The organism is Cellvibrio chitinivorans (assembly GCF_035117775.1).
In the GTDB taxonomy this organism is placed as follows: domain Bacteria; phylum Pseudomonadota; class Gammaproteobacteria; order Pseudomonadales; family Cellvibrionaceae; genus Cellvibrio; species Cellvibrio chitinivorans.
Window position 1 is genome coordinate 110,617 of sequence record NZ_JAYKKN010000002.1, and the last position, 22,959, is coordinate 133,575.

Here is a 22,959-nt window from a genome sequence, read left to right on the forward strand (position 1 = left end):
AAAAAATTATTGAGGTTGTGTATAGGAGTTGTTTATTGAGACTGACTGCCGGGTTTTAGCATGCGTACCAAGGTGCGATCGCGTTTGAAAAAGTGATGCACCAGAGCAGCTCCGGCATGAATTATCACTAACGCCATTAATCCCCATGCAATGTACTTATGGGATAAACCTGCCAAATTAAGTTGTTCATTTTCCAGTGTTACAACGGCTGGGACCTGAAATAAATCAAACACGTTAATAGATTGACCTTCGGCAGTACAAATCAAATATCCGCTGATTAAAATCGCAAACAGTGCCACGTAAAGCACAAACTTACTGAATGCGATCCCGATTTTTGCAGAGCGGGAATCGACCAAAGTTGCAGGTGTTTTGCTGCTTAGTCGCCACAGCAATCGAATAACTATCAAGCCAAATAAAATCATTCCCAGCGCGTAATGCAGATGGGCGATTTTCAAATAGTCAGGTGAGTAATAACCATAACTGGTCAGATAAAAACCCACTCCAAATAAAAACAGGGTTAATCCGGCGCTCAGCCAATGGAAGATGATGCTGACGATACCGAAGTGATGACGGGAATCTCGAATCATAATTGTCTCTCGTTATTGTTATAGGGCTAATCGGTTTTTTCGTAAAATAATTGAATCAGACTCACAAAAAAATGCAGCGGGAATATAAAAGAAATCGCCCTGCGGCACCAGAAAATCACTCTCTGGTGGCGCAGGGCGAGACTCGGTCTACAAAACACAGGCCTTACAAACTACAGCCTTACAAACCAGCCACAATCGACCCACCCCAGTTACGGTAAGCGGTGCTGTTCGGGCTTTGATCGGCACGCATTTTCAACGCCAGGGTGTGGAAGATATCGGCTTGGGTTTTTTTGCCGATATCCAGCGTTTGACCGCCGACAATACCTGCACCTGCGAGGATCATAGGTACGTCGTCATTGCCGTGTGCATCGGCCAAGCCCATGTCTGACATCTGGAACACGGTGGTCGAACTCAGCAGACCCTGTGCGCTGAGTTTATCCAAAACGTTCTTGGTCAAACTCTGCATGTAGGCGATGTCTTCGCTGTATTGCGCTTGGTTGAAGTGGTGCGATTGGTGCGATGAGCGGCCGCCCAGTGCATCAAAGATGTGGTTGTGCGCATCGGAACCAAAGGCAATCGACACAGATGCGGTCAAATTACAGTTCAGCGCCAGTACGGCGATGTCGGTCTGTAATTTTGCCAGCGAGTCAAAGCCGGTGACGGCGGTGCTGGCTGGTCTTGGGCATGAGCCGCCACTTCCGCCGCCACTACCAGAGCCAATCGCCGCTTCAATTTCTTGAATAGCGTTGAAGTGGCTGTCCAGTTTTTCTTTCTCGTGCGCACCCAGCTTGGTTTTCAAACTGTTTACCGCCGGGTAGTGCAGATCAACAATGGATTGGCGTGGTGCGGTACCGCTGGTAGTGGTGCCACCGCCGCCTGCAAACAGAATATCCAATGCCGTTTGTGGGCTGGTGATAGTGGGCTTGCTGGAGCTGCCTTCACGGCTCAATTGCGATTCTTCGGTGGTGCCCACGTTTAGGTATTTCACCGGATAGTTCGCGCCAATGGTGCGACCCATGTTCACGTCGAAACTGTCGCGTGAGAAGCTGGCGTTGTCGAAACGGTGGAACATGATGCCGTGGCCGGCGCCAGTGAGCGAAGCGTTTTTCATGACCGCAATTTTGCTGTAATGGGTTTGCAGCGGTGCAGATTGCTCAGGGAAAACACCGCCCGTTGGGTACCAGCGCGCAGGCTGGCAACCGCCGCCGGAGAAGATCAGGCAGCTCTTGGTTGGGGTGCCGCCACTTTGCGCTTCTGCAACGCGCGCGAGCATCACGCCGCCAATCAGGCTGGAGGCTTGTAGCAAACCAGCGGAAATACCGGCGCGCTGTACGATGCGCAGAAAGTCTCTGCGCTCTTTATCGAAGCAGTCTCTATATCTCATTTTTATTTACTCCAATTCGTTAACAAGGCGAGGGAGAGCGGGGCGCGCATTAGCGCGCCCACTCCTTCCGGTACATCACAGATTCCAATGCCGGGATTTCTTCAAGCATTGCACGTGGGCCTCTGGTGGTCAGAATGTTGGTCAGGTCGGTTACATCGCAACGGTAGGCGTTTTCTTCGTCTTTACTGATGCGCTTGTAGCCCACTTCACGATCAGAATCGATCAGGAAGATAGAGTTGATCCCTGAGCTGTAGCTGACAAATTGTGTGGCCAGACAGGTTTGCGCAAGGCCAGCCACCTGTGGATGCTCAACGATGGTACGGGCAAGGTCTTTCGCGCCATCGAAGTGAATCTCAGGCTCGTAGCGAACACGATCCGGATCGTTGAGGAACTGCAATTGTGGATAGGGCGAGAAGAAAGTACCGCTGGATACAATCGCATTGCCTTTGAGGTCCGTGGTGCGGATACGACCGGCAGTATCGAAGTTCTCCAAGCCGCCACCCAATGGGTTGATGATCTCGCCGTGACAGTTAGAACAGGTGGTTCCGCCAGTCAGACGATCAAAGATCATGCGTTGGGTAGTGTGTGGGTTCTCATAGAACTCGCGGTCTTGGGCAAACAGTTGTTCACGGTCAAGGCTCACACCTGATGGAGGCTCAGGAATGTCCTGACACATCAACTTACGACGAATCGCTACCGCACGGGTGATCATGTTGGAGTCGGTAGTGCTGGCATAGCGCGACATAAACGCACCGGACATCAGAATACCGCCGCGGTCACTGGTGCTCACACGGGCGAAACCGTCGGAATCGGTAGCACCGCTCAACGCCAAGCCATAGTGAGTCGCCAAACGTTGGTTCACGTGGGTGTAGGTTGGGTTGTAGATATTGGCGAAGGAACCATTGGTTTCCAGCATCGCGTAGGCGAAGTTTTTACCCAGTTCGTTCTTCATATCCGCGCCGAGTGCCGCGAAGTTGTTCACCGCAGGTTTGGTGAGGGTTTCGATCTTCTCGGTCAACAACCAGCGGTTTACCAGATCGGTCAACAGCAGTTTGGTGTTGGCAGATGCCAGCAATGTAGAGGCTTGGGTACGAATACCGGCAGCCGTGTTCAAGGTGCCGTTAGCCGCTGCAGTCATCAGTGCTGCACTTGGCGTGGTACCGGTGAAGGTATACGCCATGTAGGTCGCCATTTCATAACCATCCAACTTGTACACGCCGCTGCTGGAGAGGGTTCCCACTTCCGAGCGATACAGGAATTGCGGTGATGACAACATCGCGGTCAGCGCCACTTGCATACCATCGGCCACAGCGCGGCCACCAGTAGTACCGTTAGCCACTGCCAGGTACGCGGTTTGTTCTTCAGTAGTCAGCGGACGACGGAAGATGCGTGGGCCGAGGGTGTTAACCAAGGTGCTGGCACAGCTGGTGGATGGCGTACAGTTCAGCACGCTGTTCCAACGCGTAGCAACGTCGGTCGCGATACGCTCGGCGTTAGCCAGATAGCTGGTGTAGCGAGTTTTGTCGATGGACAGGGTGTTGTTGTTGACAAACGCACCTGACACAAAGTCATCCGGCAAGCTTGCAGTCACATCCGTTTGGTAGTTCACCAAATCACGCACAGAGCGTTGATACTCCAGCTTGGTCAGCAAACGCAGGGTTCTTTGACCATAGCTTGGCGCATTGGATGGACAGCTGAAGTAGGACACAGGTACATCGGGTTGACCATCGCTTGGCTTACGGAAGGTCCAGATGTAAGCCTCAAGGTCGGCTGCGCACTGACCAGTACAGCTACCTTCGTTACCCTGTGGCATCCACATGGCGATGAAGTCACGCAGTGAGCGATCCTGGGTATCGTTTCTGTGGCGATAGAGGCTGCGGTTCGGGTTCAACTGAACAATGGCGTTGGTACCGTTGGCATTTTTCGCGCCATCCACACCGTGACAGCCCACACAGCTTCTTTGCGTCCAGAGCGCTTGACCGCGCGTCACATCACCCACCAATTCACCCGATGGGCTGGAGCTGCTGGAGCCACCGCCGACAGATGATGAGCTTTGGCTAGAGGTAGAGCTGCTGCTAACACTGCTAGGTGATGAAGATGAAGTGCCAGTGCCTGCGTAAACCAGAGTCAGCGCGCTGGTCGCGGTCGCAGGGATGCTATCGGTATAGCTGATCACTTTATAGTCGTAGCTGCCCGCACCCAGAGTGGCTGCGGCCAGATCATCGATAAAGCTCACGCTATTCGCAGCATTGTTGCTCGCGGTTTTCCAGCGACCATCGGCGCCTTTACGGCGAATCAGGAAGCCGCTTTCAGTGCTGCTCACATCCGCCCAGTTCAGATTAGCCGCGCCAGTTGCGTTGCTGACCGAACCGGTGAGGTTCAACGCAGCAGCAGGGGCGCTAGCCAAGGTGATGGCTGGAACGTTGGTGGGATTGTCGCGGTTCAGGAACATCTTGAAGTAAACCGGTACTTTCTCACCTACGGTGGTCAGGCCAGCGATAGCACGCAGCGCTTCAACACCTGCGTTCAGATCAAAATCAGTCGAGTTGATAATAATCGGCTTGCGCGGCGAGAAGCTGACGCTGTTATTGGCGTGTTTAACCACCAGTACTTCAAAGGTCAGCGCTTTCACAATACCGTGCAATACCAGATTACCGGTCACTGACTGCACACCCGTGCTACCGGCTGCCATCGCATCGATTGCGCTCAGGTCGAGCTGGGTAGTGAAGTGCAGACTCGGCAGGAAGCTGGATTCAAACAGCAGGCTCTGCATACGCGGATCGCGGATCACGTTGCCGGTGCTGATACTGGCTAGCGGAATGGTCAAAGTTGCTTTGCCATCGGCGGCAACTGTGCCCTGCAATTGGCTGAAGGTCATGCTCTCTGGCACTTCGGCGCCCGCACTGGTCAGTTTCACGGTCACGAAGTTAAAGGTGGATTTGCTGGCATCCACCAACCAACGCGCTGCCACACCAGGCGCGACACTGCTACTGCTGCTGGATTGCACACTGCTCGGCGCACTGCTGGCAACGCTGCTTGGTGTGCTGCTGGCAACCGAGCTGGCAGAACCGCCACAGGCCGCACCATTCAAGGTAAAGCTGGTCGGAACAGCGCCCGGATTATTCACCAAAAAACCAAAGGTCGCACTGCCGTTGGCGGGCAGGTTAGGGTTGTACGCGGCGTTTTTCACACACACGTTTTTACCGGTTTGAGTGACGATACCGTCCCACAGGTTGGGGATGGTGTCATTGCCAGCAAAGGTCCAGCAGAGTTCCCAGCTGGTTTTCGCGGCGCCGGTATTGGTTACGGTGACTTTGTACTGGCCGCCATTGCCCCAGCTGTTCACCGTATCGTAAGCCACACTACAGGCACCCTGGGCAGTCGCGCCGCTGGATGCCATGATCCCCAGGGCCATTAACCCGCTGGAGAGCATCGACAATTTGAATAAATTTTTCATGATAGGTTCTCTCTAAGCTTCATCCAATTAACGGGCGTCAAAGACGAGTGCGAAGTCCACGGGTACCGCGATGCTGATCGAGGCAAGGCCAGCCGCTTCGCGCAAGGCTTCTACACCGCTCGTGAGGGAGTAATCGCTCGCTTTGGTGAGAATTGGCGACAGGCTTTGCACCAGAACGCGGTTGGCAGACAGCTTTTGCACTGACACTTTGGTGGTAATCGGAGCGACTACACCGTGCAGATTGAGGCTGGCTGAGATATCGGTCGTCGCTGCCTGACCGACTGCCAAGCCGCTGATGAGCGTGCTAGGAACAGTCACAGTGACGGTTGCAGTGGGGAACTGCGCCGTTTGGAACAACAGATCACGCATACGCTGGTTACGGATCGCAACGCCAGTACTTACGGTATCCAGATCGATAGTCAGAGTCGCCACACCGGCCGCACTGATATCGCCACTCAAACCGGTAAAGCTATGCGCTTCCACGTTATGGGTGTTTTTAGTGGTCACGAAGTTCAGGTAAGACGCGGTAGTGTCCAGAGTCCATGCCGCAGTGGTTACTGCTGATGAAGTGGTTTGGCTGCTTGAAGAGCTAACGGCTACAGAAGAAGCGACTGAGCTGCTGGCGACGCTTGATGATGACGGAGTTACAACAACTGGGCTGCTTGATTGGCTGGAGGATGACACAACCGATGAAGCCACAGAGCTGCTGCTTGCTGGAGGAGTGGTACCACAACCGATTGGTTGGGTAGAAACCACAATATCATCCATCCATACGTCTGCGGAGCGACCACTGAAACTGTGGAAACCAAACATCACATATTTGAATTTATCGCTCATCCAATCAGCAGCAAGAGCGCCATTGTTCCAATCAGCTGAAGATGTGATTGAGTGAACTTCTGTACCATTCACGCGCATTTTGAGGGTGTCATAAGCCTGGTCGGCTAGGTAATCCACTTCTACGCAGTACCAGGTATTGGCTGCCATTTGCGGGCCGCTCCACCACTTGTCCATCTTTGGTGCGATGTTATCGCTAGGAATGTGGTTGGTACCCATTACCCCTTTTATTTGGCCAACGCGGATTTCATCGTTTGCATCAAACGACTTCTTGATTCCGAAGATGTGCTCGTGGTTATCGCCAGCCACATTGCCCATCGCAACACTCATATTCACATAAGCACGTGTGTAGAGGCGTTGAGTTCCGGCAGGTAATTCGCGAACGATTTGCGCAGGAGCAGCGCCACCTTTGAAGTGAATGGACTTACCACCACTGTAGGATTTAGTGTTGTCGATCAATGCGTACTGCGCGCCCGTTGTAGTATTGCTGTTGTTTGGCACCCAGCCGATAAAGTTTTGCCAACCAGCAGGTTGGGTATTTACCGCACCGTTTTCAAAGGTTTCGCTGAACAACACGCCTGCGCCACTTGCTGACGAAACACTAGAGGCTACAGCGCTCGAAGATGACACCGGAGCTGCAGAGCTTGCAGCCGAGCTGGTAGTTGTACCACCGTTTTGGCTGATCAAGTTGTTGCGCACCAAAGTGCCTGAGGCAGTCAGTTGCGCAGCCGTCCAGCCACCATTGGCACTAGCACCGGGAACCAGAGCAGCTGAGCCTTCAGCTTTGTCGGTCAGTGACCAGTTCGCATGGCTAATGCCATTGGTTTTCAGGAAGTTGAGCCAAGTAGCAGTTTCGGCGGTATCTACCGCGCCATCGCCATCGGCATTTACTGAACCCCACTCGGTAACAAACAGTGCGATACCGTTGTTCAGAGCAGTTTGTGCTTTATCGCGCAGCCATTGCTTATGGGTGCCTGCGTAGAAGTGCAGGGTGTAAGCGATGTTGCTGTAAGCAGTGATTTTGTCTTGCGAGGCAACATCAACATCCTGCGACCAGGTAGGTGTACCCACGATGATCAGGTTATCCGGGTCAATGGCGCGAATTTCCTTGATCACATCGGTCGCATAAGGCTTGATCACGTTGCTCCAGGAAACCTGCAGCGGTTCGTTGTAAACCTCGTAAATCACGTTGTTGTAGTTGCCGTATTTGGTCGCCATCTCTTTGAAGAAGGTGATTGCGGCGGCTTTGTTGGCCTCGGCAGTGTGAGTATGCCAATCGATGATCACGTACATGTTGTTGGCGATGGCGGCATCAATCACGGTCATCGCGCGGGTTTTGTTGGTTGAATCGGTCAGCAGGCCGCCTTCCGCTTCAACACCAACAGCGACACGTACCAGATTGGCTTTCCAGTCAGACTTCAACCAGGCAACGGTTTGCGCGTTGTAGTAGTTCTCGCCGCCCCAGCCAGTATTACTCCAGAACAGGCTCATACCTGCCAGATTCGCGGGTTGGCCATTGGCTGTTACTTTATTGCCTTGAACTACCAGCGGCGCAACACCTTGAACTGTGCCGTTGGATGACGCTGATGAGCGCGAGCTGGAAGCGACTGATGATGGTGCCGCAGAAGATGTGGTAGAAGTGCCGCAAACCGCACCTGTAATAGTCGGCACTTCGGCATTGGCTGCACCTTTAGTTCCTTGGAAACCAAACTCAACGGTTTGGTTGGGCGCGATGCTGGCGTTCCAACTCAGGTTGCTGGCGGAGTAGGGGTTGGTACCGCTGAAGTTGGCGTTATAGCTACTGGTAACTCGGTTGTCCCCAGTGTATTGCCAGCTAATGTTCCAGCCATTGATCGTGCTAGTCCCATCGTTGGTTATTCTTATCTTGGCATCGAATCCATTATTCCACTGGTTGTTAACCACATACTGGCAACCGGCGTAAGCCTGAGTGGAAAGAGCGGATACAGCCAGGGAGAACCCTGCCGCGCAGAGGGAGCGTGTTAGCACTCCCGCTGTGCGAGGGGTGATCGCAGAGGCTTTAAAGCTACTCATAGTGTCTTCCTCGGAGGTAAATGCCGGCTCGCACCGGCAACGGTCATCAACAATTGTTATTGTCAAAACGGGTAACGCATCAAAAAAGGTTTGCGCCGTATCGCAGGAGCGGTTACAGCGCTGTCATTTCGTTTAAAACATAAATTTCATGGTGCTAATCAAACTTACGTGAAGGGTTCATCCTAATTGGCTCGGAGAGGATAGGTGGTTCAGGTTCAGCCTTGCGCATGGCGCGTAATACTTCGCCAGCAACGATAAAAGCGCCGACCAAAAGGCCGGAATAGATGAACATGATGAGGCTGTAATCCACGGTGTAATTCCAGGGGCGCGCGATGCCGAGGTAGCAGGCAAACAACCAGGATACCGATGAGAGCGCACCGGTAAGCACAACCAGAATTTGTTCAAAGGTGGGCAGGCCAAGCAGGCCGCGGCGTGAAGTTACACGTGGGAAGCTAAAGTAGTGCAGGGCGATACCATTGAGCGTTAGCACGGAAACAACGGTGAATTTTGCCCAGAGTTTCTCATTCATCAGATATTGCTGTGGGTTCTCCAAATAGCCGAGCAGCACCAGCGAAAGACCTGAAATCCATAAAACCACCAGCGCGACAAACATAATTTCTGCGGATTTGGTGAGATCTTTTATCGCCGTAGCAGTGAGGGGGCTGCCTTTGGATTTGGCCAGCGCCAAGTCTTGAATCAGCAAAATGCCAATTGCTACACATGCAGCAAGAAGATGGGCATAAACAATCAGGGTTTTCATAGTCGTCCGCGCCTTTGTTGTTGTTTTGATTCAGTTTTTTGTAAATAGGTAGTGATTACATTTTTTGTGATTGCGCTAACAATTTATCAATAAAGTGCTCTGGGTAAAAAATCACAAGTGAGTTTTGGTGCCAGAAAATTACTTTAAGGGTGGTTGCACGCAAGCCAATTATTACTGCTGGTGAAGCCGAAATATGCCTTTTCTCTCGTTTTAAGCACGATATTTATGGTTGTGGCACCTAAATTATCCATTTGGTGCTATCTAGTTATAACTAAAACGTTTTATATCTCGTAAAAATTTATTTTTATGTTTGTTTTTTTACGGTACATTAAATTGACAGCGCGATCAATTCGCAATCAAAAAAAAGCTGAAAATTGTGAATTGGTGAGAAAAAAGGGTCTGAGATGACAAGATTTTGTTACCTGAGGGAAGCTTAAGTGGAGAAGGGTAACTTCGATGTGTGGTGAACTTTTCTGATTGTGAAAATGCCTCACGCTAGAGGAATCTGTGATCGATTTGGCCGATTTTTACTAAAGTCGAGGACTACTGCAAATTTCATGATTGACAGCCTTGTCATTTGCGTTTTTTTACAATAACGTAGTTAAAAGTGATCATTAAGGGTGATAAATGATCATTTAAGTGCCATTTTCAGTATTAAAACGTATTTTTAAATACAGATAATAATAAAAAAGTAACTTCAACCCTGTGTGATCCGAGCTGATTCAGGCGTGGATTTTCACTAAATCAGGCAATTTTGACAGAGTTATCTCGCACAATTTCGGTCGCGTATTCCGGGGTTGCGATTGCTATCGTATTGCAATTATTCCTTGATGATCTGCGCCAATGGAGAAAATTGTCGCATAAATGGTTGCGCTAACAAGTTTACATAAGGAGCTAAGTGCTACGGGTATATCCCGTAGTAACCCTATTGGATTCGGGGGAAATTCAGTACCGGCTCTAGTCGGTGCGAAATAATAAATGAGGTGTTCTGCGCCTCGCTCACTGGAACTCAGGAGAACTTCAATGATAACGCCAAGAAAAAAAATCTATGGCCTTGCAAGCCTGCTAAGCCTTGGTTTAGCTGCGGCTAGCCAAGGCGCGGCGGCCAGTTGCGTCTACAAAATCAGCAATGAGTGGAATACCGGACTGACCGGCGAAATTGTAATCACTAACAGCAGCACGGCTGCAATCAATGGTTGGACTGTGGGTTGGCAATATGCGACTAACCGCTTGACCAGCTCTTGGAATGCAAACTTAAGTGGAACCAGTCCTTATACTGCATCCAACTTGGGTTGGAACGGCACCTTGCAGCCGGGTCAAAGTATCAGTTTTGGGTTTCAGGTTGATAAGCGTGGCGGTTCGGCCGAGATTCCTACTGTAACTGGCAGTGTTTGTTCCGGCACTGTAACCAGTTCATCTGCGCCATCAAGTGTGCCGGTTGTTAGTTCATCCAGCAGCTCTGATCCTATGGTCAGCAGTTCAAGCTCAAGTGCGACTAATAATGGCGCGCAACAATGTAATTGGTATGGCACGCTTTATCCTCTGTGTGTCACCACCCAAAGCGGCTGGGGTTGGGAAAACAACAAAAGCTGTATCGCGCGTTCTACCTGTGTAAACGTGGTTGGTGGCTCTTCGTCTAGCGTTGTTAGCTCGGTAGCGCCAAGTTCCAGCAGTGTGAGCAGTGTGCCGGTTAGTTCCAGCAGTGTTGCTGTTTCTTCCAGTAGTGCTGTGACTTCTAGCTCTAGTAGCGTCAGTTCTAGCAGCTCAAGTGTTGGTGTTAGTAGTTCCAGCTCAGTTCCTAGCAGTTCTTCTGTAGCTTCCAGTTCAAGTTCATCAGTATCGAGCGTGACTCCGGGTGAGCGTTTAGATAACCCATTTGTAGGTGCGCGCTGGTACATAGACCCGATCTGGTCTGGCAAGGCGCAAGCTGAAACCAATGGCTCAAAAATTTCTGGTTATAACACTGCTGTGTGGATGGATCGCATAGGTGCTATCGCACCAACAGACGGTAGCTATGGTCTGCGTGATCACTTGGATGCGGCCATTGCACAAAATGCTAACGTGATTCAAATCGTTGTTTACGATCTGCCAAACCGCGACTGTCATGCATTGGCATCTAACGGTGAATTGGCTCAAGGCATTGAGGGGACTACTCGCTATCGCACTGAATATGTGGATGTGATTGCGTCTATCTTTGCTGATCCGAAATACAAAGATCTGCGCATTATTGCGATTATCGAGCCAGATTCTTTGCCAAACCTGGTTACCAACTTGAGCGATCCTGAGTGTCAATTGGCGACCGATGCAACTCACGGTTATGTAGCCAACACTCGCTATACCCTGAGCAAGCTGCACACCATTTCCAACGTTTACTCTTATGTTGATATCGGCCACTCAGGTTGGTTAGGTTGGACCGATAACTTCGGTAAAGCCGTAACCTTGATTGGCGATGCGATCAAAGGCGCAACTGGTGGTGTTAACACCGTAGCTGGTTTCGTATCCAACACCTCTGGTTACACTCCATTGTACGAGCCATTCCTTGATTCATTGGCGAACAGTGCCTTCCCTGGTAGTGGCGGTGGTACTCAGACTCGTCAAGCCAAGTTCTACGAATGGAATCCTTACTTCAGTGAAGTGGCATTTGTACAGGCATGGCGCAATGCGATGATCTCTGCTGGCTTCCCAAGCACTATTGGTATGTTGGTAGATACCGGTCGTAACGGTTGGGGTGGTCCAAACCGTCCAGCAGCACAATCGACTTCTACTGTGCTGGATACTTTTGTAGATCAATCACGTCTTGATCGTCGTACTCATCGTGGTAACTGGTGTAACCAGCGCGGTGGTATCGGTGAGCGTCCACGTGTAGCGCCTGTAGCTGGTGTTGATGCGTATGTATGGGTGAAGCCGCCAGGTGAATCTGATGGTGCTGCGTCGCTTGAGTTGTCTTACGATCCACAAGATCCAGCCAAAGGTTTTGACCGCATGTGTGATCCTACTTACAACTACAACCCGGGTAGTGGTTCTAACGTAGATACAGGCGCGATGCCAAATGCTCCAGTTGCTGGTCGTTGGTTCAAAGAAGGTCTGCAAGTATTGATCAACAATGCTTATCCACCGCTTGAATAAGTGGATTAAGCAAACCGAGTGAGAGAGTGCATGGACAGGCATTTGGAGAGATGCCCTGATCAAGGATGATTTTTTTACTTCATATCGAACGAAGAATAAGGTCACTTTTATTTACTTGTTCAGATTCTTGTTGTCGTTCGCGTAACCACAGCAGGAGTTTTGAACATGAACTTGTCATTTAATAATTTGCTATTTAATAAATCACCATTTAATAAATTGCTGAGTGCAGCGATGATTCTTGGTGCAATTTTTTTTGCACAGGCATCATTGGCGCAATCCGCTAATTGCAGTTACAGTATCAGCAACGAGTGGAATACCGGTGCGACAGGTGCAATCACCATCACCAATACCAGTACAGCAGCAATTAATGGTTGGACTGTGGGTTGGCAATATGCGACGAATCGATTGTCCGGTTCTTGGAATGCCAATGTCAGTGGCAGCAATCCTTATTCAGCGAGCAATTTAAGTTGGAATGCGGCGATACAACCTGGACAAAGCGTTTCATTTGGTTTTCAAATTGATAAACGTGGCGGCAGTGCAGAGCGCCCGGTCATTACCGGAAATATTTGCGGTGGCGTGGCTTCTTCTGTTGCATCATCGGTAGCGATTTCCAGTTCATCAATTTATTCTGTTGCTTCATCTACTCCTTCTTCCGTTTCTTCAAGTTCATCATCTATTAGTGTAAGCAGTTCAGTAGCATCCAGTGTTGCAGTGGGTCAGCAATGTAATTGGTATGGCACGCTTTATCCTTTGTGTGTGACTACGCAAAGTGGTTGGGGTTATGAAAATAACAAAAGCTGTATTTCGCGCGCGACTTGCACCAGTCAGCCTGCGCCTTACGGTGTAGTGGGCGCGAGTTCCAGTTCATCTCCAATTTCTAGTTCATCATCAAGTGTGGTGACAACTAGCTCCAGTTCTTTATCGAGTGCATCCAGTAGTTCGGTGAGCAGTGTTGATGGTTTGAGCTTAAAAGCACTTGCAGATTTTCCGATTGGCGTTGCTGTGCGTGCTGGCTCAGAAACCGATAGCATTTTGAATAGCAGCCAACAAAAAGCAGTATTGACTCAGCATTTTGATCAGCTCACTGCCGAAAATATTATGAAGATGAGCTATGTGCATCCCAGTGAAACGACTTTTAGTTTTGCCAATGCAGATGCGTTGATTGAATTTGCTCGTCAAAATGGCGCAAGTGTTCATGGGCATGCATTGATTTGGCATGAGGATTACCAAGTGCCAAGCTTTATGAAAAATTACACGGGTGATTTTTCTGCGATGTTGAAAACTCACGTGCAAACTGTCGCAGCGCATTTCAGTGGCAAGGTGGTGAGCTGGGATGTGGTCAACGAAGCCATCGCTGAAAACAGTGATGGCAGTGCGGTGAATGGTTTCCGCAATTCAGTGTTCTATCAAAAAATGGGTGTGAACTTTATCGACCAAGCATTTATTTGGGCGGATGAGGCGGATCCAGTTGCTGATCATTATTACAACGATTTCAACACTGAAACTAACGATGCAAAAACCACACGCCTGTTGGCATTGATTGATGGAATGAAATCTCGTGGTGTGCCAATCGATGGTGTGGGTTTCCAAATGCATGTTCTGCCAGATTGGCCGAGCATCGCCAATATCGAAGCGTCTTTCCGTGCAGTTGCGCAGCGTGGCTTGAAAGTAAAAATCACCGAGTTGGATGTGCGTGTTAATAACAAGTACAACTCATCTGCACCGGTTTACACAAGTCTGACGCCAGCTGCCGCAGTGACACAAAGCGAACGCTATCGTCAAATTGTTGCAGCCTACTTGCGTGCAGTGCCTGCTGTTCAGCGTGGTGGTATTACCGTGTGGGGAATGTGGGATGCGCAGAGCTGGTTTGCGAAAGATCCTGACTGGCCGTTGTTGTTTGATAACAGCTTCCAAGCCAAACCCGCTCTGCAAGGTTTTGCTAACGGATTGACAGGGCAGTGATTAGCTTTGGATTAATTGTTTGCTCGATGTAGTAGTAATCCCGCCTGAGTGCGGGATTTTTTGTTAAATAAGTGGCGATCTCAAACTCATATGCTATCTATAGTAAGCACTGCTGTGAATTGGATGTAATTTTCTGGCAGTAAAATTTCAGCTGAAACCTATAATGAACGTCAGCAATAAACCCAATAATAACTGAATAATAAAGGAGCAAGATCATGCCTTTATCCTCTGAGTTAGTGGCAGAAATGACTGTACTGCGCATGTTTGATACCAGTACCAGTCAATCTGGATTAAAAGTTCACTCGGACGCTACCGCTGAGATTATCGCTGCAACCCAGCGTCTTTTTGAAAAACAGCTGATTACGCAAATTGATGGTGGATATCTGACTCCTTTGGGGTATGAATCTTCGGTACATTTACAGCAGCTATTGCAAATACTGAATTCCAAACCGCTGCTTTAGCTATTGTTAGTATCATTAATTTTCATGCGAGTATAATTCTCCGTTAACTCGTATGTTTTCCATGTAACGCGTGTTTTCCATATAACGTGTTTCCCATATAAATAGAAACATTCCGTGAGAGATCAACTATGCCCATTATTCATTCCTTTGGGATAAGGATTTTTTTACTTATGTTTTTATTTTCTTCCGCACAGGCGGCAGTGACTTCTATTTCGTTAAACAATGGCACTGTCGCGCTTGAGATTACGCCCGATATAGGCGGCCGGGTTTTATCTGTAGGTCTGGTCAATCAGCCAAATTTTTTATTGGTTGGCGATGCTGTCGAAAACAATCCGAATCCGCTAGTTACTCCACAAGCAGAGAACATTGGCTATTTGGGGCACGAAGTATGGGTAGGGCCGCAGAGTCAGTGGTGGATTCATCAATTGGTGAACCCTGAGCGAAAAGCGGCGAAATCGGTATGGCCGCCAGATCCTTTCCTCGTGCTCTCTAAATATGCAGTGCAAGAGCAAAGTGATCAGCAGATTATTATTCAAAGCCCTAATAGCTCTATTTCAGGTGTTGCGTTGCAAAAACGCGTTTCATTGGTAAAGGAAAACCCTAACCAGATTCGTTTGGATGTGAGCGCGCAGAATATTCGTGACTCCAGTGTGGCTTGGGATATTTGGTTTAATACGCGTGTGCCGCATACGACCAATGTGTATGTGCCTGTTGCAAATATGAATGACGTGCGTGTCGCCAATTTTGTTGATGAGACCTACGGGCCGCTAACACACAATTTTAGTGACGGAATTTTTGCGTTGGAAAACCTATTGTCAAATTCGCATCAAGGACGTAAAGGAAAAGTGTTTATCCAGCCATCGCAAGGTTGGATGGCTGCATTTCGCGATCAGCAACTACTGATCATTCAGTTTGACTTACAGCCAAAAACTGCAATTCATCCAGAGCAGGGGCAGATTGAGTTGTATCAGGAATTTTTAAATGGCGAGCTGACAAATGGATTATTGGAATTGGAAGTCCATGCGCCTTATAAAAATCTTAAACCGCGCGAAACTATGTCAGCGACAGAAGTTTGGACGCTCTTGCCCTATACAGGCGAAAATTCAGCAGCTGAACATAAAGCGTTTTTACGTGAATTGCTTGATAAGAAAATACTACGGTAAAAATAACTAATCATTAGTTAACAAAAAGCCCGATCAAATATCAGTGATCGGGCTTTTTTGTTGATTGCATTATGAAGAATGGCTAAGTGTTAGAGATAACCCACTTTTTGCGCAAAGCTGATAATAGATTCACCGTAAGAACCACCCCAGCTGTAACCCGTACGGCGCTCTTCAGACATTTGGGTGATGTCATAAAATTTGCTGCCGTCGCGATCGCTGAAGAAACCGCGATTGGTGTTCAGGTCATAGAAGCGATACCACATTCTGCTACCGGCTTTGTACACGATCGGATTAGTCGCTGCTTGCGATGAATCATAAGTGTAGTTAGCCAAATAAGTACTTGGGCTGGCGAACCAATTAACACCGGCTTTAACCGCTGCTTCTATTTGTGCAGTCTGTGGCTGGGTCATCAGGAAGGCGAGTACACCCACAGATTCACTACCACTTAGCGACTCTAATTCATAGGCGCGTGCTTTTTTCGGTTGATAGTCGGTAGCGCCATGTTGCGCGCACCACACAGTTAATTTCCCGTTTTGTTTCCACTGCGCTTTTAAAATGTAATCGACACCTTTAGTTACCGCAGTTTTGAATTTTGCGCGATCTGAATCAGAGAACACATCATTATCAAACGGAGCGCGTTTGTTTGCCGCGAAATCCAATACCGTTAATGCGTAAGCCATACCGTTATCGTTAAAGGTCGCATGATCCGCGTAGCCGCCTTTTAATGGATAAAATTGTGGCAGTGCCCCAGTGCTGTACTGCGAGCTAACTAAAAAGTCTGCTGCCTTGCGTACTGAATCGCGATATTTGGTATTGCCTCCGCTTTTATAGACTTCTGCGAGGTAAACCATTTCAGTGATGGTTGCGCCGTTGTCGATAGTGCCGCTGTCACTGCCGCCATTGCCTGCACTGACTGAGTTGTAATCCAGATTTTTCGGCCAGCCGCCGTTCGACTGTTGATAAGACATAACTATATCCGCGCGACTAGTGTTCCATTTGGTTCTGGATTTATTAAACCAACTTGCAGCTGGGTTGCCATCCAGTGTCAACATTTTTGCAGCAGCAGATGAGCTGGAAGAAGAGCTTGAACTGGATTTAACAGATGATGAGCTGCTGCTAGCCACAGTACCGCAAGTGCCTGCTGATACTTGTGCACCATCAACTTTTAGCCAATCGATATTTGCCAATCCATCTGCAGTTAATGCGGAAAGTTTTAACGTGTTATTGCCCTGTACCAAGTCAATTTCAATACTTACGGTTTGCCAGGTTGCCCATGCATTAGTGACAGGTAAATCGATAGTGTAATTACCGTTGCTGCCGCCATTAATTAGTAGAGAGCCATTACGATTAGCAGTACCGCCATTGGCAAAACGGAAGCTGAGTGTGTAACGCCCACTTGTTGGTGCATTCACTGCCCATTCAATTGCCGCACCTTGCGCATTGGTGGAATTAATGTAGCCGTTGCCAGTGAAACCGGTATTAGTGTTTTCATTAGCTATGCCATCTACACGGCAAAAACCTGCTTGCTCTTCTTGAATGGTAAACGATGAAGTGTTTGGTGTACTGCTGCTCGCTTTTGAGCTACTCGAAACTACAGGACTGCTGGAGATAGAGCTTGATGATTTGCTACTGGAGGATACTGGCGCGCTTGATTTAACTGAGCTTGCAACACTGCTTGATGACGCGGGTATTGATGAAGATGCAGTCGAAGAGGTAGCTGTACCACATAAAGTTCCATTCACTTTCGGCGCGCTTGCAGTTCCGTTTGCTTGAAAACCAAAACTGGCAGAAGCGCCGGGCGCGAGAGTTGAATTCCAACCGAGAGATGCAGCTGTATAAGGATTGGAACCGCTCAGTGTTGCATTCCATGAATTGGTTACCGAAGCGCCTGATTCCTGCCAAGCCACAGACCAACCATTTACTGTCGATGATGTGTTGTTGGTGATTTTAATTTCCCCAGTAAAACCAGAGCCCCAATTATTGGTGACAGTGTAGGTGCACGCCGACCAAGCGACGGAACTCATCGTCAACCCGATAGCGGCGGCAATGCAAGAGTGCATTAATTTTTTTTGTACAGTAAAAACAGTTCTCGAATTTTTCATGGTTTTTCCTTTAAAAATTTTATTGATTATTCGGATCATTAAGGGTCTTGATTAATTTATTTGCTGTAGCTGGGCGTCCATGAACCAAAAATATTACTGATGGTGTAGGTCGCTGCTTGCGCGGCGGTTAATTGTTTTGATTGCGCTGCACGCGCTGAAGAATTAGCACCTGCGCCGGTGGTTAGGTATTCAGAGAAGCGCGCAGTATCCAAAGTGTTTTCACTCATCTTCACCCAGCCGACAGCGGAAATATGTTGGCCGAGTTCAGTGCGAATATAAGTTGCGGCACCGTAAGATCTCCAATTGCGGCCAAGTGCTACCGAGCCTTTGGCAACATTGGATGCAGCAGTGACTTTGCCGCCGAGAAATACCAATCCATAAGGAACCGTTTGTTCAGTGCTCGGCGCTGTTAATGCAGTGCCACCCCCAACACTGTGAATCGTGTTGTTTTCAAATACAGCAGTTGCTGCACCAAAAATAAAATCGACAGTGCCTTGAATATGGCAGTCGCGATAATACTGGGTGCCGCTGTGGGTATAGAGCGTGTCTTGGTTGCCGAGTAAACGGCAATTGCGGAATTGCAAACGCTGCCCTTGGGCGAGTAATGCAACTGCTTGTGAGCCAACACCAAATGAATTTTCGATAGTAATATTTTCCATCGAAATATCATTTGCCTTAATGGTCACACTGGCGCTGCCAGAAGTGCCGATAGTGCCGCCACTACCATTGGATGTGCTGGCGCCATCGTTGTAAGTCAAAATCGTTGAGGATGTTTTTCCGGTTTCACCACAGAAAGTAACGAAGGGTTTTGTCACCGACAATTTTTCGCGATAGGTGCCGGGCTTGATGCGAATTTGAGTCGGCGTTGTATTGGAGTTGGATAAAGTATTCAACGCGGCTTGCACAGTTTTGTATTGGCCAGAGCCATCCGCCGCCACACGTAAAATCGGTTGATTACTAATACTGTTGCAGTCAGTTGATGCAGGTGGAATAGGGCAAGCTTCTGGTGTTATGCCATTGCCGGTAACACGAATGTTATCGATATTCGCTAAACCATCTGCGGTTTCCGCTACCAGTTTGATGCTATTGGTATTCGCTTTTAATGGAATGTCTACATTCACGGTTTGCCACAGCGCCCAATTACTATTGGTAGGAAAATCCAGAGTTTTTATTTTTACATCGTTGACCAATAGTGTTGCACGGCGAGCAGCAGTACCACCGTTACCAAAGCGAATCTGGGCGCTGTAGGTTTTGGTACTCGCAGCAGCGATGCTCCATGTAATTGATGCACCAATTGCATTTTCAGTATCCACAAATCCGGTGCCGGTATAGCCCGCGTGTTTGGTGTCGATTACGCCAGAGTGATTACAAAATCCCACAGAGTTTTCTTCAAAAGTCCAAGTGCTTTCAGCTGCCATTGATGAAGCGATTGAGGAGGCTACTGACGATTTGCTTGATGACGAAACAGGTGAAGAGCTTTTGCTGGAGCTGCTAACAATCTGTGAGCTGGCAGTTGAAGATGTGGCTGTTGAAGAAGTAGCGGCTCCGCACAAACTGCCATTGACTTTAGGTACGCCTGCAGTTCCGTTGGCTTGAAAACCAAAACTGGCAGAAGCACCGGGAGCGAGAGTTGCGTTCCAACCTAACGCAGTCGCGGTGTAAGGGTTTGAACCGCTCAGTGTTGCATTCCATGAGTTAGTTACCGATACCCCTGACTCCTGCCAGGACACCGACCAACCATTTACTGTTGATGCAGTGTTGTTAGTGACTTTAATTTCGCCGGTAAACCCGCTGCCCCAATTGTTGGTGACTGTGTAAGTACATGCAGACCAAGATTGCTGACTGAATGCGACAAGAATACCGGCCGTTAATGCCGATAATTTCCATAAATTTTTACTGCGATTAATTTTTTTTGACGAAATCATAGTGGTCCCGCTCGTTATGTTTTATTGGATTGTTTATCGGACACAAGCCAGCTCATCCATGCCTTATAGGCATAGATAGACGCGCGTGCTCATACCAGATCTTGTGCGATCACTGCGGTACAGTTTCGATAAAACAAATGAGGATGGCTAAACCAAAGCCATATTGTTATGTGCTTGTGTAGCTGTGTTAACTACCAAGCGATTGCCGAATTGTCGTCTTTATTGTGAGTGGCGATACGCTGCCTTTGGAGAATGGCTCTGCGGCCATATTTCGCATTTATCTTACATATGCTGAATTGGGTTGCGAAATGAAAGCGGCGCCAAAGACGAGGCGTAGTGCATGTTTCTGAAAAATAGTTTGATTAAGCGCAGCAAATTAGGAAACGTTTGTTTTTATATGAAACTAAAAATTTATCGATAAAAATGTTTTTTAGATTTCAGAAAACTGCGCTGTCAATCGCAGCATAAGTCGCAAGTTGTGCCGTCAATCACACCAACAGTGACGATTAGATAAATCCTATTATTCACATCAATCATTAATATCGCCTCCGTTGACATTCAAGCGAGTTGTATAGCTATGTCGGTTAATAATCAAAACAATGGAGATGATCCTAATGAACGTGACCCTGCTACAGTTGCTGGGCTCTGCTGCCATTGTGGGAGCCAGTCTATTGGCCTCGCACAATGCAATCGCGCAGACGGCCAGTTGTAAATATCTAGTGAACAATTCTTGGGGAAGCGGTGCTACTGCGAGTATCGAAATTACCAATACCGGTACGATTGCCATCAACGGTTGGGCAGTTAATTGGCGTTATGTGAATAACCGGGTATCGGGTAGTTGGAATGCGGCAGTGTCGGGCGCTAACCCCTATAGCGCCAGTAACTTGAATTGGAATGCCAGAATTCAGCCCGGGCAAAAAATATCGTTTGGTGTTCAGGTAAATGCTAATGGCGGTGCGATTGAAACGCCGCAAATTCTTGGCTCTGTATGTTCTGGTAGTGCTGTATCCAGCAGTGCTATGAGTTCCAGTGCTCCCGTGGTTAGTTCGAGCAGCAGTGTTGCACCTGTAGCAACAAATATCGCAACGCTCGCAACGGCAACGACTTCTTATGTTTCACCTTGGGAAACCATTCGCGCGGTGAATGACAATAGTAACCCCGCTAATTCCAACGATAAATCTGCCGGTGCTTACGGCAATTGGAACAATCCTAATTCGATTCAATGGGTGCAATACGATTGGCCGCAAAACTATGCGTTATCCAATACACAAATTTATTGGTTCGATGATAACGGCGGCGTATTAACGCCAACGCGCGCGTATATCGAATATTGGAATGGCAGTGGTTGGGTTAATGCGGGCAATGTGCCATTGGTGAAAAATGCATTTAACACCTTGGCGCTGGGGGGTGTTGTTACCAGCCGTTTGCGTGTGTCTATGCTCAATACCCAACAATCAACCGGAATTTTGGAGTGGCGTGTTGCAGGTTCGGCAGCGGGGGCAATCAGTTCTTCATCAAGCAGCTCTTCATTAAGCAGCATTGCAATGACTTCCAGTTCAAGATCTAGCAGTTCAATCGTAAGCTCTTCATCGAGAAGCAGTAGTTCTATTGCAGTAAGTAGTTCGTCGATTCGTAGTAGTGCAGCGAGCAGCAATTCAAGCAGTGCGCCCAGTGTTGCGCAATGTAGCGCTTACGAATGGCCGAAATACGAGCCGGATTTAAATTACGATTTCCGTACTGATTTTGGTCAGGTGGATACCAGCAAATTTAAAATCTATTACGGTTGCCCGCAAAATCAGATCGCCGGTGTAAAAACCAAAGGGCGTTTTGCATTTATCTGGGGGCCAAACCGCAATCCAACAATTACCGATGCTGACATCGACCGCGTGCTCACCAATTTAAATGAAGATGCAGATTACATTCACAATGTGATGGGTTGGCCAGTCGATAAATTGCAGCAGGAAGGTTACTTCAGCAACATTTATCTCTTCGGTTCTGGTTTGTGTACCGATAGCGCAGCCAACACCGAGAAGGGTGGATGGCAAAGCGGTATTAATGGATATCCGATGGTGCTCTTGTCTTATTATCCTGTGGTGACGCCAAGCGAGCGCGGTGGTATTACCCACGAATTTATTCACACTATTATGGCAACACGCGGCAACAAAGCGGCCTGGTTTAATGAAGGTGGCAACACTTGGTTGCAGATGAATTTAGAGGCATCGCGCACTGGTAATTATGGTGTTGGATTTTTGGATGCAACCTCCTTCCTCGCGCCGCATATGCCCATCGAAAACTACAGCGGTTGGTTACAAGATGGCACCTTTGGTGGGCCTAACGCAGAAGGTGTTGATCGCCGTGTGAATGGCCAACAAATTTCTACCTGGCGTGAATATCTTGGTGGTAATCAATACAACGCTGCGTTTCCACACTTCCTCGGCATTCATGTATCCAAAGGTGCAAATGCATGGTTATGGGCGAAAGGGCCGCACAATCATATTTTGCGCTCACTCGCTGCAGGTGTTGGTGAAGAGCAAGCGCAGCGCATGATTATGGAATTTCGCGCGCGTCAGGCAATGGTAGATTTTGGCCCGTGGACAAATGGTTTCAAAGGTCCGATCAACAGCAACTGGGGCAGAACTATTAATGCCGAGCGAATTGCTGGAGGGATTTTGCAAGATCCGGGTGCACACCGTTTGACGTTCTATGCTGCAACCACCCAGCAGGGAACAACCTTGGTGCCGAGTACCGATACCTTACCGGGTTGGTCGGGCGCGAATCAGATTCCACTGAAGGTGTCTGGCAATAAGGTGCGTGTGAACTTCCAACCTATCGGTCAAAACATGCGTGTGCAATTAGCTTATCGCGCAGCAGATGGTTCGGCGGTTTATAGCAAACCAGTCAGCAGCGGTGAGGCGTGTTTGGATTTAGCGAAGGCACCGAAAAATGGTGTAGTGGTTGCTGTAGTTTCTAACGTTGATCATCTTTACAACGGAGAGGAAACACGCACGCGCAAACACGATTATCGCTTGCAAATTGTGGAAGGTGTGACGGGTACTGCACCACTCTACGACAAACATTACCAGTAATAAAAATCATCACCTGCCTAACCATTTTTTGGTTGGGCAGGTGTGTTTTTTTATGAGTTA

The 22,959-nt window shown here is 48.6% G+C and carries 12 protein-coding genes; 5 read left to right on the top strand and 7 right to left on the bottom strand.

The window, feature by feature from the left end; all coding sequences use genetic code 11:
* Positions 1–32 precede the first annotated feature (32 nt).
* The 5 genes from SPL68_RS07140 to SPL68_RS07160 form a co-directional block, all read right to left on the bottom strand.
* Positions 33–587, bottom strand: coding sequence for a cytochrome b (locus SPL68_RS07140; protein WP_323814412.1), 555 nt, complete (start codon positions 585–587; stop codon positions 33–35).
* Positions 588–765: 178 nt separating this feature from the next.
* On the bottom strand, positions 766–1,971 hold the full coding sequence (locus SPL68_RS07145; RefSeq protein ID WP_323814413.1) for a DUF1552 domain-containing protein: 1,206 nt from the start codon (positions 1,969–1,971) through the stop codon (positions 766–768).
* A gap of 49 nt (positions 1,972–2,020) precedes the next feature.
* Positions 2,021–5,428 carry a DUF1592 domain-containing protein gene (locus SPL68_RS07150; protein ID WP_323814414.1) on the bottom strand — a complete coding sequence of 1,136 codons (3,408 nt, stop codon included), beginning with the start codon at positions 5,426–5,428 and terminating at the stop codon, positions 2,021–2,023.
* Between the two features lie 27 nt (positions 5,429–5,455).
* Positions 5,456–8,314 (bottom strand): cellulase family glycosylhydrolase, encoded by a 2,859-nt coding sequence (locus SPL68_RS07155; RefSeq protein WP_323814415.1) that lies wholly within the window; start codon positions 8,312–8,314, stop codon positions 5,456–5,458.
* A gap of 154 nt (positions 8,315–8,468) precedes the next feature.
* A complete protein-coding gene (locus SPL68_RS07160; protein WP_323814416.1) occupies positions 8,469–9,074 on the bottom strand; it encodes a DUF2214 domain-containing protein in 606 nt (201 codons plus the stop codon).
* A 1,023-nt stretch (positions 9,075–10,097) separates the two neighbouring features.
* On the opposite strand from SPL68_RS07160, the gene SPL68_RS07165 reads away from it, so the two are divergent.
* The 4 genes from SPL68_RS07165 (at position 10,098) to SPL68_RS07180 (ending at position 15,786) form a co-directional block, all read left to right on the top strand.
* Entirely contained in the window at positions 10,098–12,200 is a 2,103-nt protein-coding gene (locus SPL68_RS07165) for a glycoside hydrolase family 6 protein (protein ID WP_323814417.1), read from the top strand.
* A gap of 165 nt (positions 12,201–12,365) precedes the next feature.
* Positions 12,366–14,162 (top strand): endo-1,4-beta-xylanase, encoded by a 1,797-nt coding sequence (locus SPL68_RS07170; protein ID WP_323814418.1) that lies wholly within the window; start codon positions 12,366–12,368, stop codon positions 14,160–14,162.
* 215 nt (positions 14,163–14,377) lie between these two features.
* A complete protein-coding gene (locus SPL68_RS07175) occupies positions 14,378–14,623 on the top strand; it encodes a TIGR02647 family protein (protein WP_323814419.1) in 246 nt (81 codons plus the stop codon).
* A gap of 170 nt (positions 14,624–14,793) precedes the next feature.
* Positions 14,794–15,786 (top strand): DUF4380 domain-containing protein, encoded by a 993-nt coding sequence (locus SPL68_RS07180; protein ID WP_323814420.1) that lies wholly within the window; start codon positions 14,794–14,796, stop codon positions 15,784–15,786.
* Between the two features lie 89 nt (positions 15,787–15,875).
* On the opposite strand, the gene pelA is transcribed toward SPL68_RS07180, so the two are convergent.
* Together pelA and SPL68_RS07190 are read right to left on the bottom strand one after the other, a co-directional pair.
* Positions 15,876–17,888 (bottom strand): pectate lyase, encoded by a 2,013-nt coding sequence (gene pelA / locus SPL68_RS07185; protein ID WP_323814421.1) that lies wholly within the window; start codon positions 17,886–17,888, stop codon positions 15,876–15,878.
* Between the two features lie 56 nt (positions 17,889–17,944).
* Positions 17,945–19,813, bottom strand: a complete 1,869-nt coding sequence (locus tag SPL68_RS07190; protein ID WP_323814422.1) for a pectinesterase family protein — start codon at positions 19,811–19,813, stop codon at positions 17,945–17,947.
* 614 nt (positions 19,814–20,427) lie between these two features.
* Here SPL68_RS07190 and SPL68_RS07195 point away from each other — a divergent pair.
* Positions 20,428–22,899 (top strand): cellulose-binding domain-containing protein, encoded by a 2,472-nt coding sequence (locus tag SPL68_RS07195; protein WP_323814423.1) that lies wholly within the window; start codon positions 20,428–20,430, stop codon positions 22,897–22,899.
* Positions 22,900–22,959: the final 60 nt, after the last annotated feature.

Coding starts and splice junctions, on each gene's coding strand:
- SPL68_RS07140 (WP_323814412.1), bottom strand. CDS start 587: ATGATTCGAGATTCCCGTCATCACTTCGGTATCGTCAGCATCATCTTC.
- SPL68_RS07145 (WP_323814413.1), bottom strand. CDS start 1,971: ATGAGATATAGAGACTGCTTCGATAAAGAGCGCAGAGACTTTCTGCGC.
- SPL68_RS07150 (WP_323814414.1), bottom strand. CDS start 5,428: ATGAAAAATTTATTCAAATTGTCGATGCTCTCCAGCGGGTTAATGGCC.
- SPL68_RS07155 (WP_323814415.1), bottom strand. CDS start 8,314: ATGAGTAGCTTTAAAGCCTCTGCGATCACCCCTCGCACAGCGGGAGTG.
- SPL68_RS07160 (WP_323814416.1), bottom strand. CDS start 9,074: ATGAAAACCCTGATTGTTTATGCCCATCTTCTTGCTGCATGTGTAGCA.
- SPL68_RS07165 (WP_323814417.1), top strand. CDS start 10,098: ATGATAACGCCAAGAAAAAAAATCTATGGCCTTGCAAGCCTGCTAAGC.
- SPL68_RS07170 (WP_323814418.1), top strand. CDS start 12,366: ATGAACTTGTCATTTAATAATTTGCTATTTAATAAATCACCATTTAAT.
- SPL68_RS07175 (WP_323814419.1), top strand. CDS start 14,378: ATGCCTTTATCCTCTGAGTTAGTGGCAGAAATGACTGTACTGCGCATG.
- SPL68_RS07180 (WP_323814420.1), top strand. CDS start 14,794: ATGTTTTTATTTTCTTCCGCACAGGCGGCAGTGACTTCTATTTCGTTA.
- pelA (WP_323814421.1), bottom strand. CDS start 17,888: ATGAAAAATTCGAGAACTGTTTTTACTGTACAAAAAAAATTAATGCAC.
- SPL68_RS07190 (WP_323814422.1), bottom strand. CDS start 19,813: ATGATTTCGTCAAAAAAAATTAATCGCAGTAAAAATTTATGGAAATTA.
- SPL68_RS07195 (WP_323814423.1), top strand. CDS start 20,428: ATGAACGTGACCCTGCTACAGTTGCTGGGCTCTGCTGCCATTGTGGGA.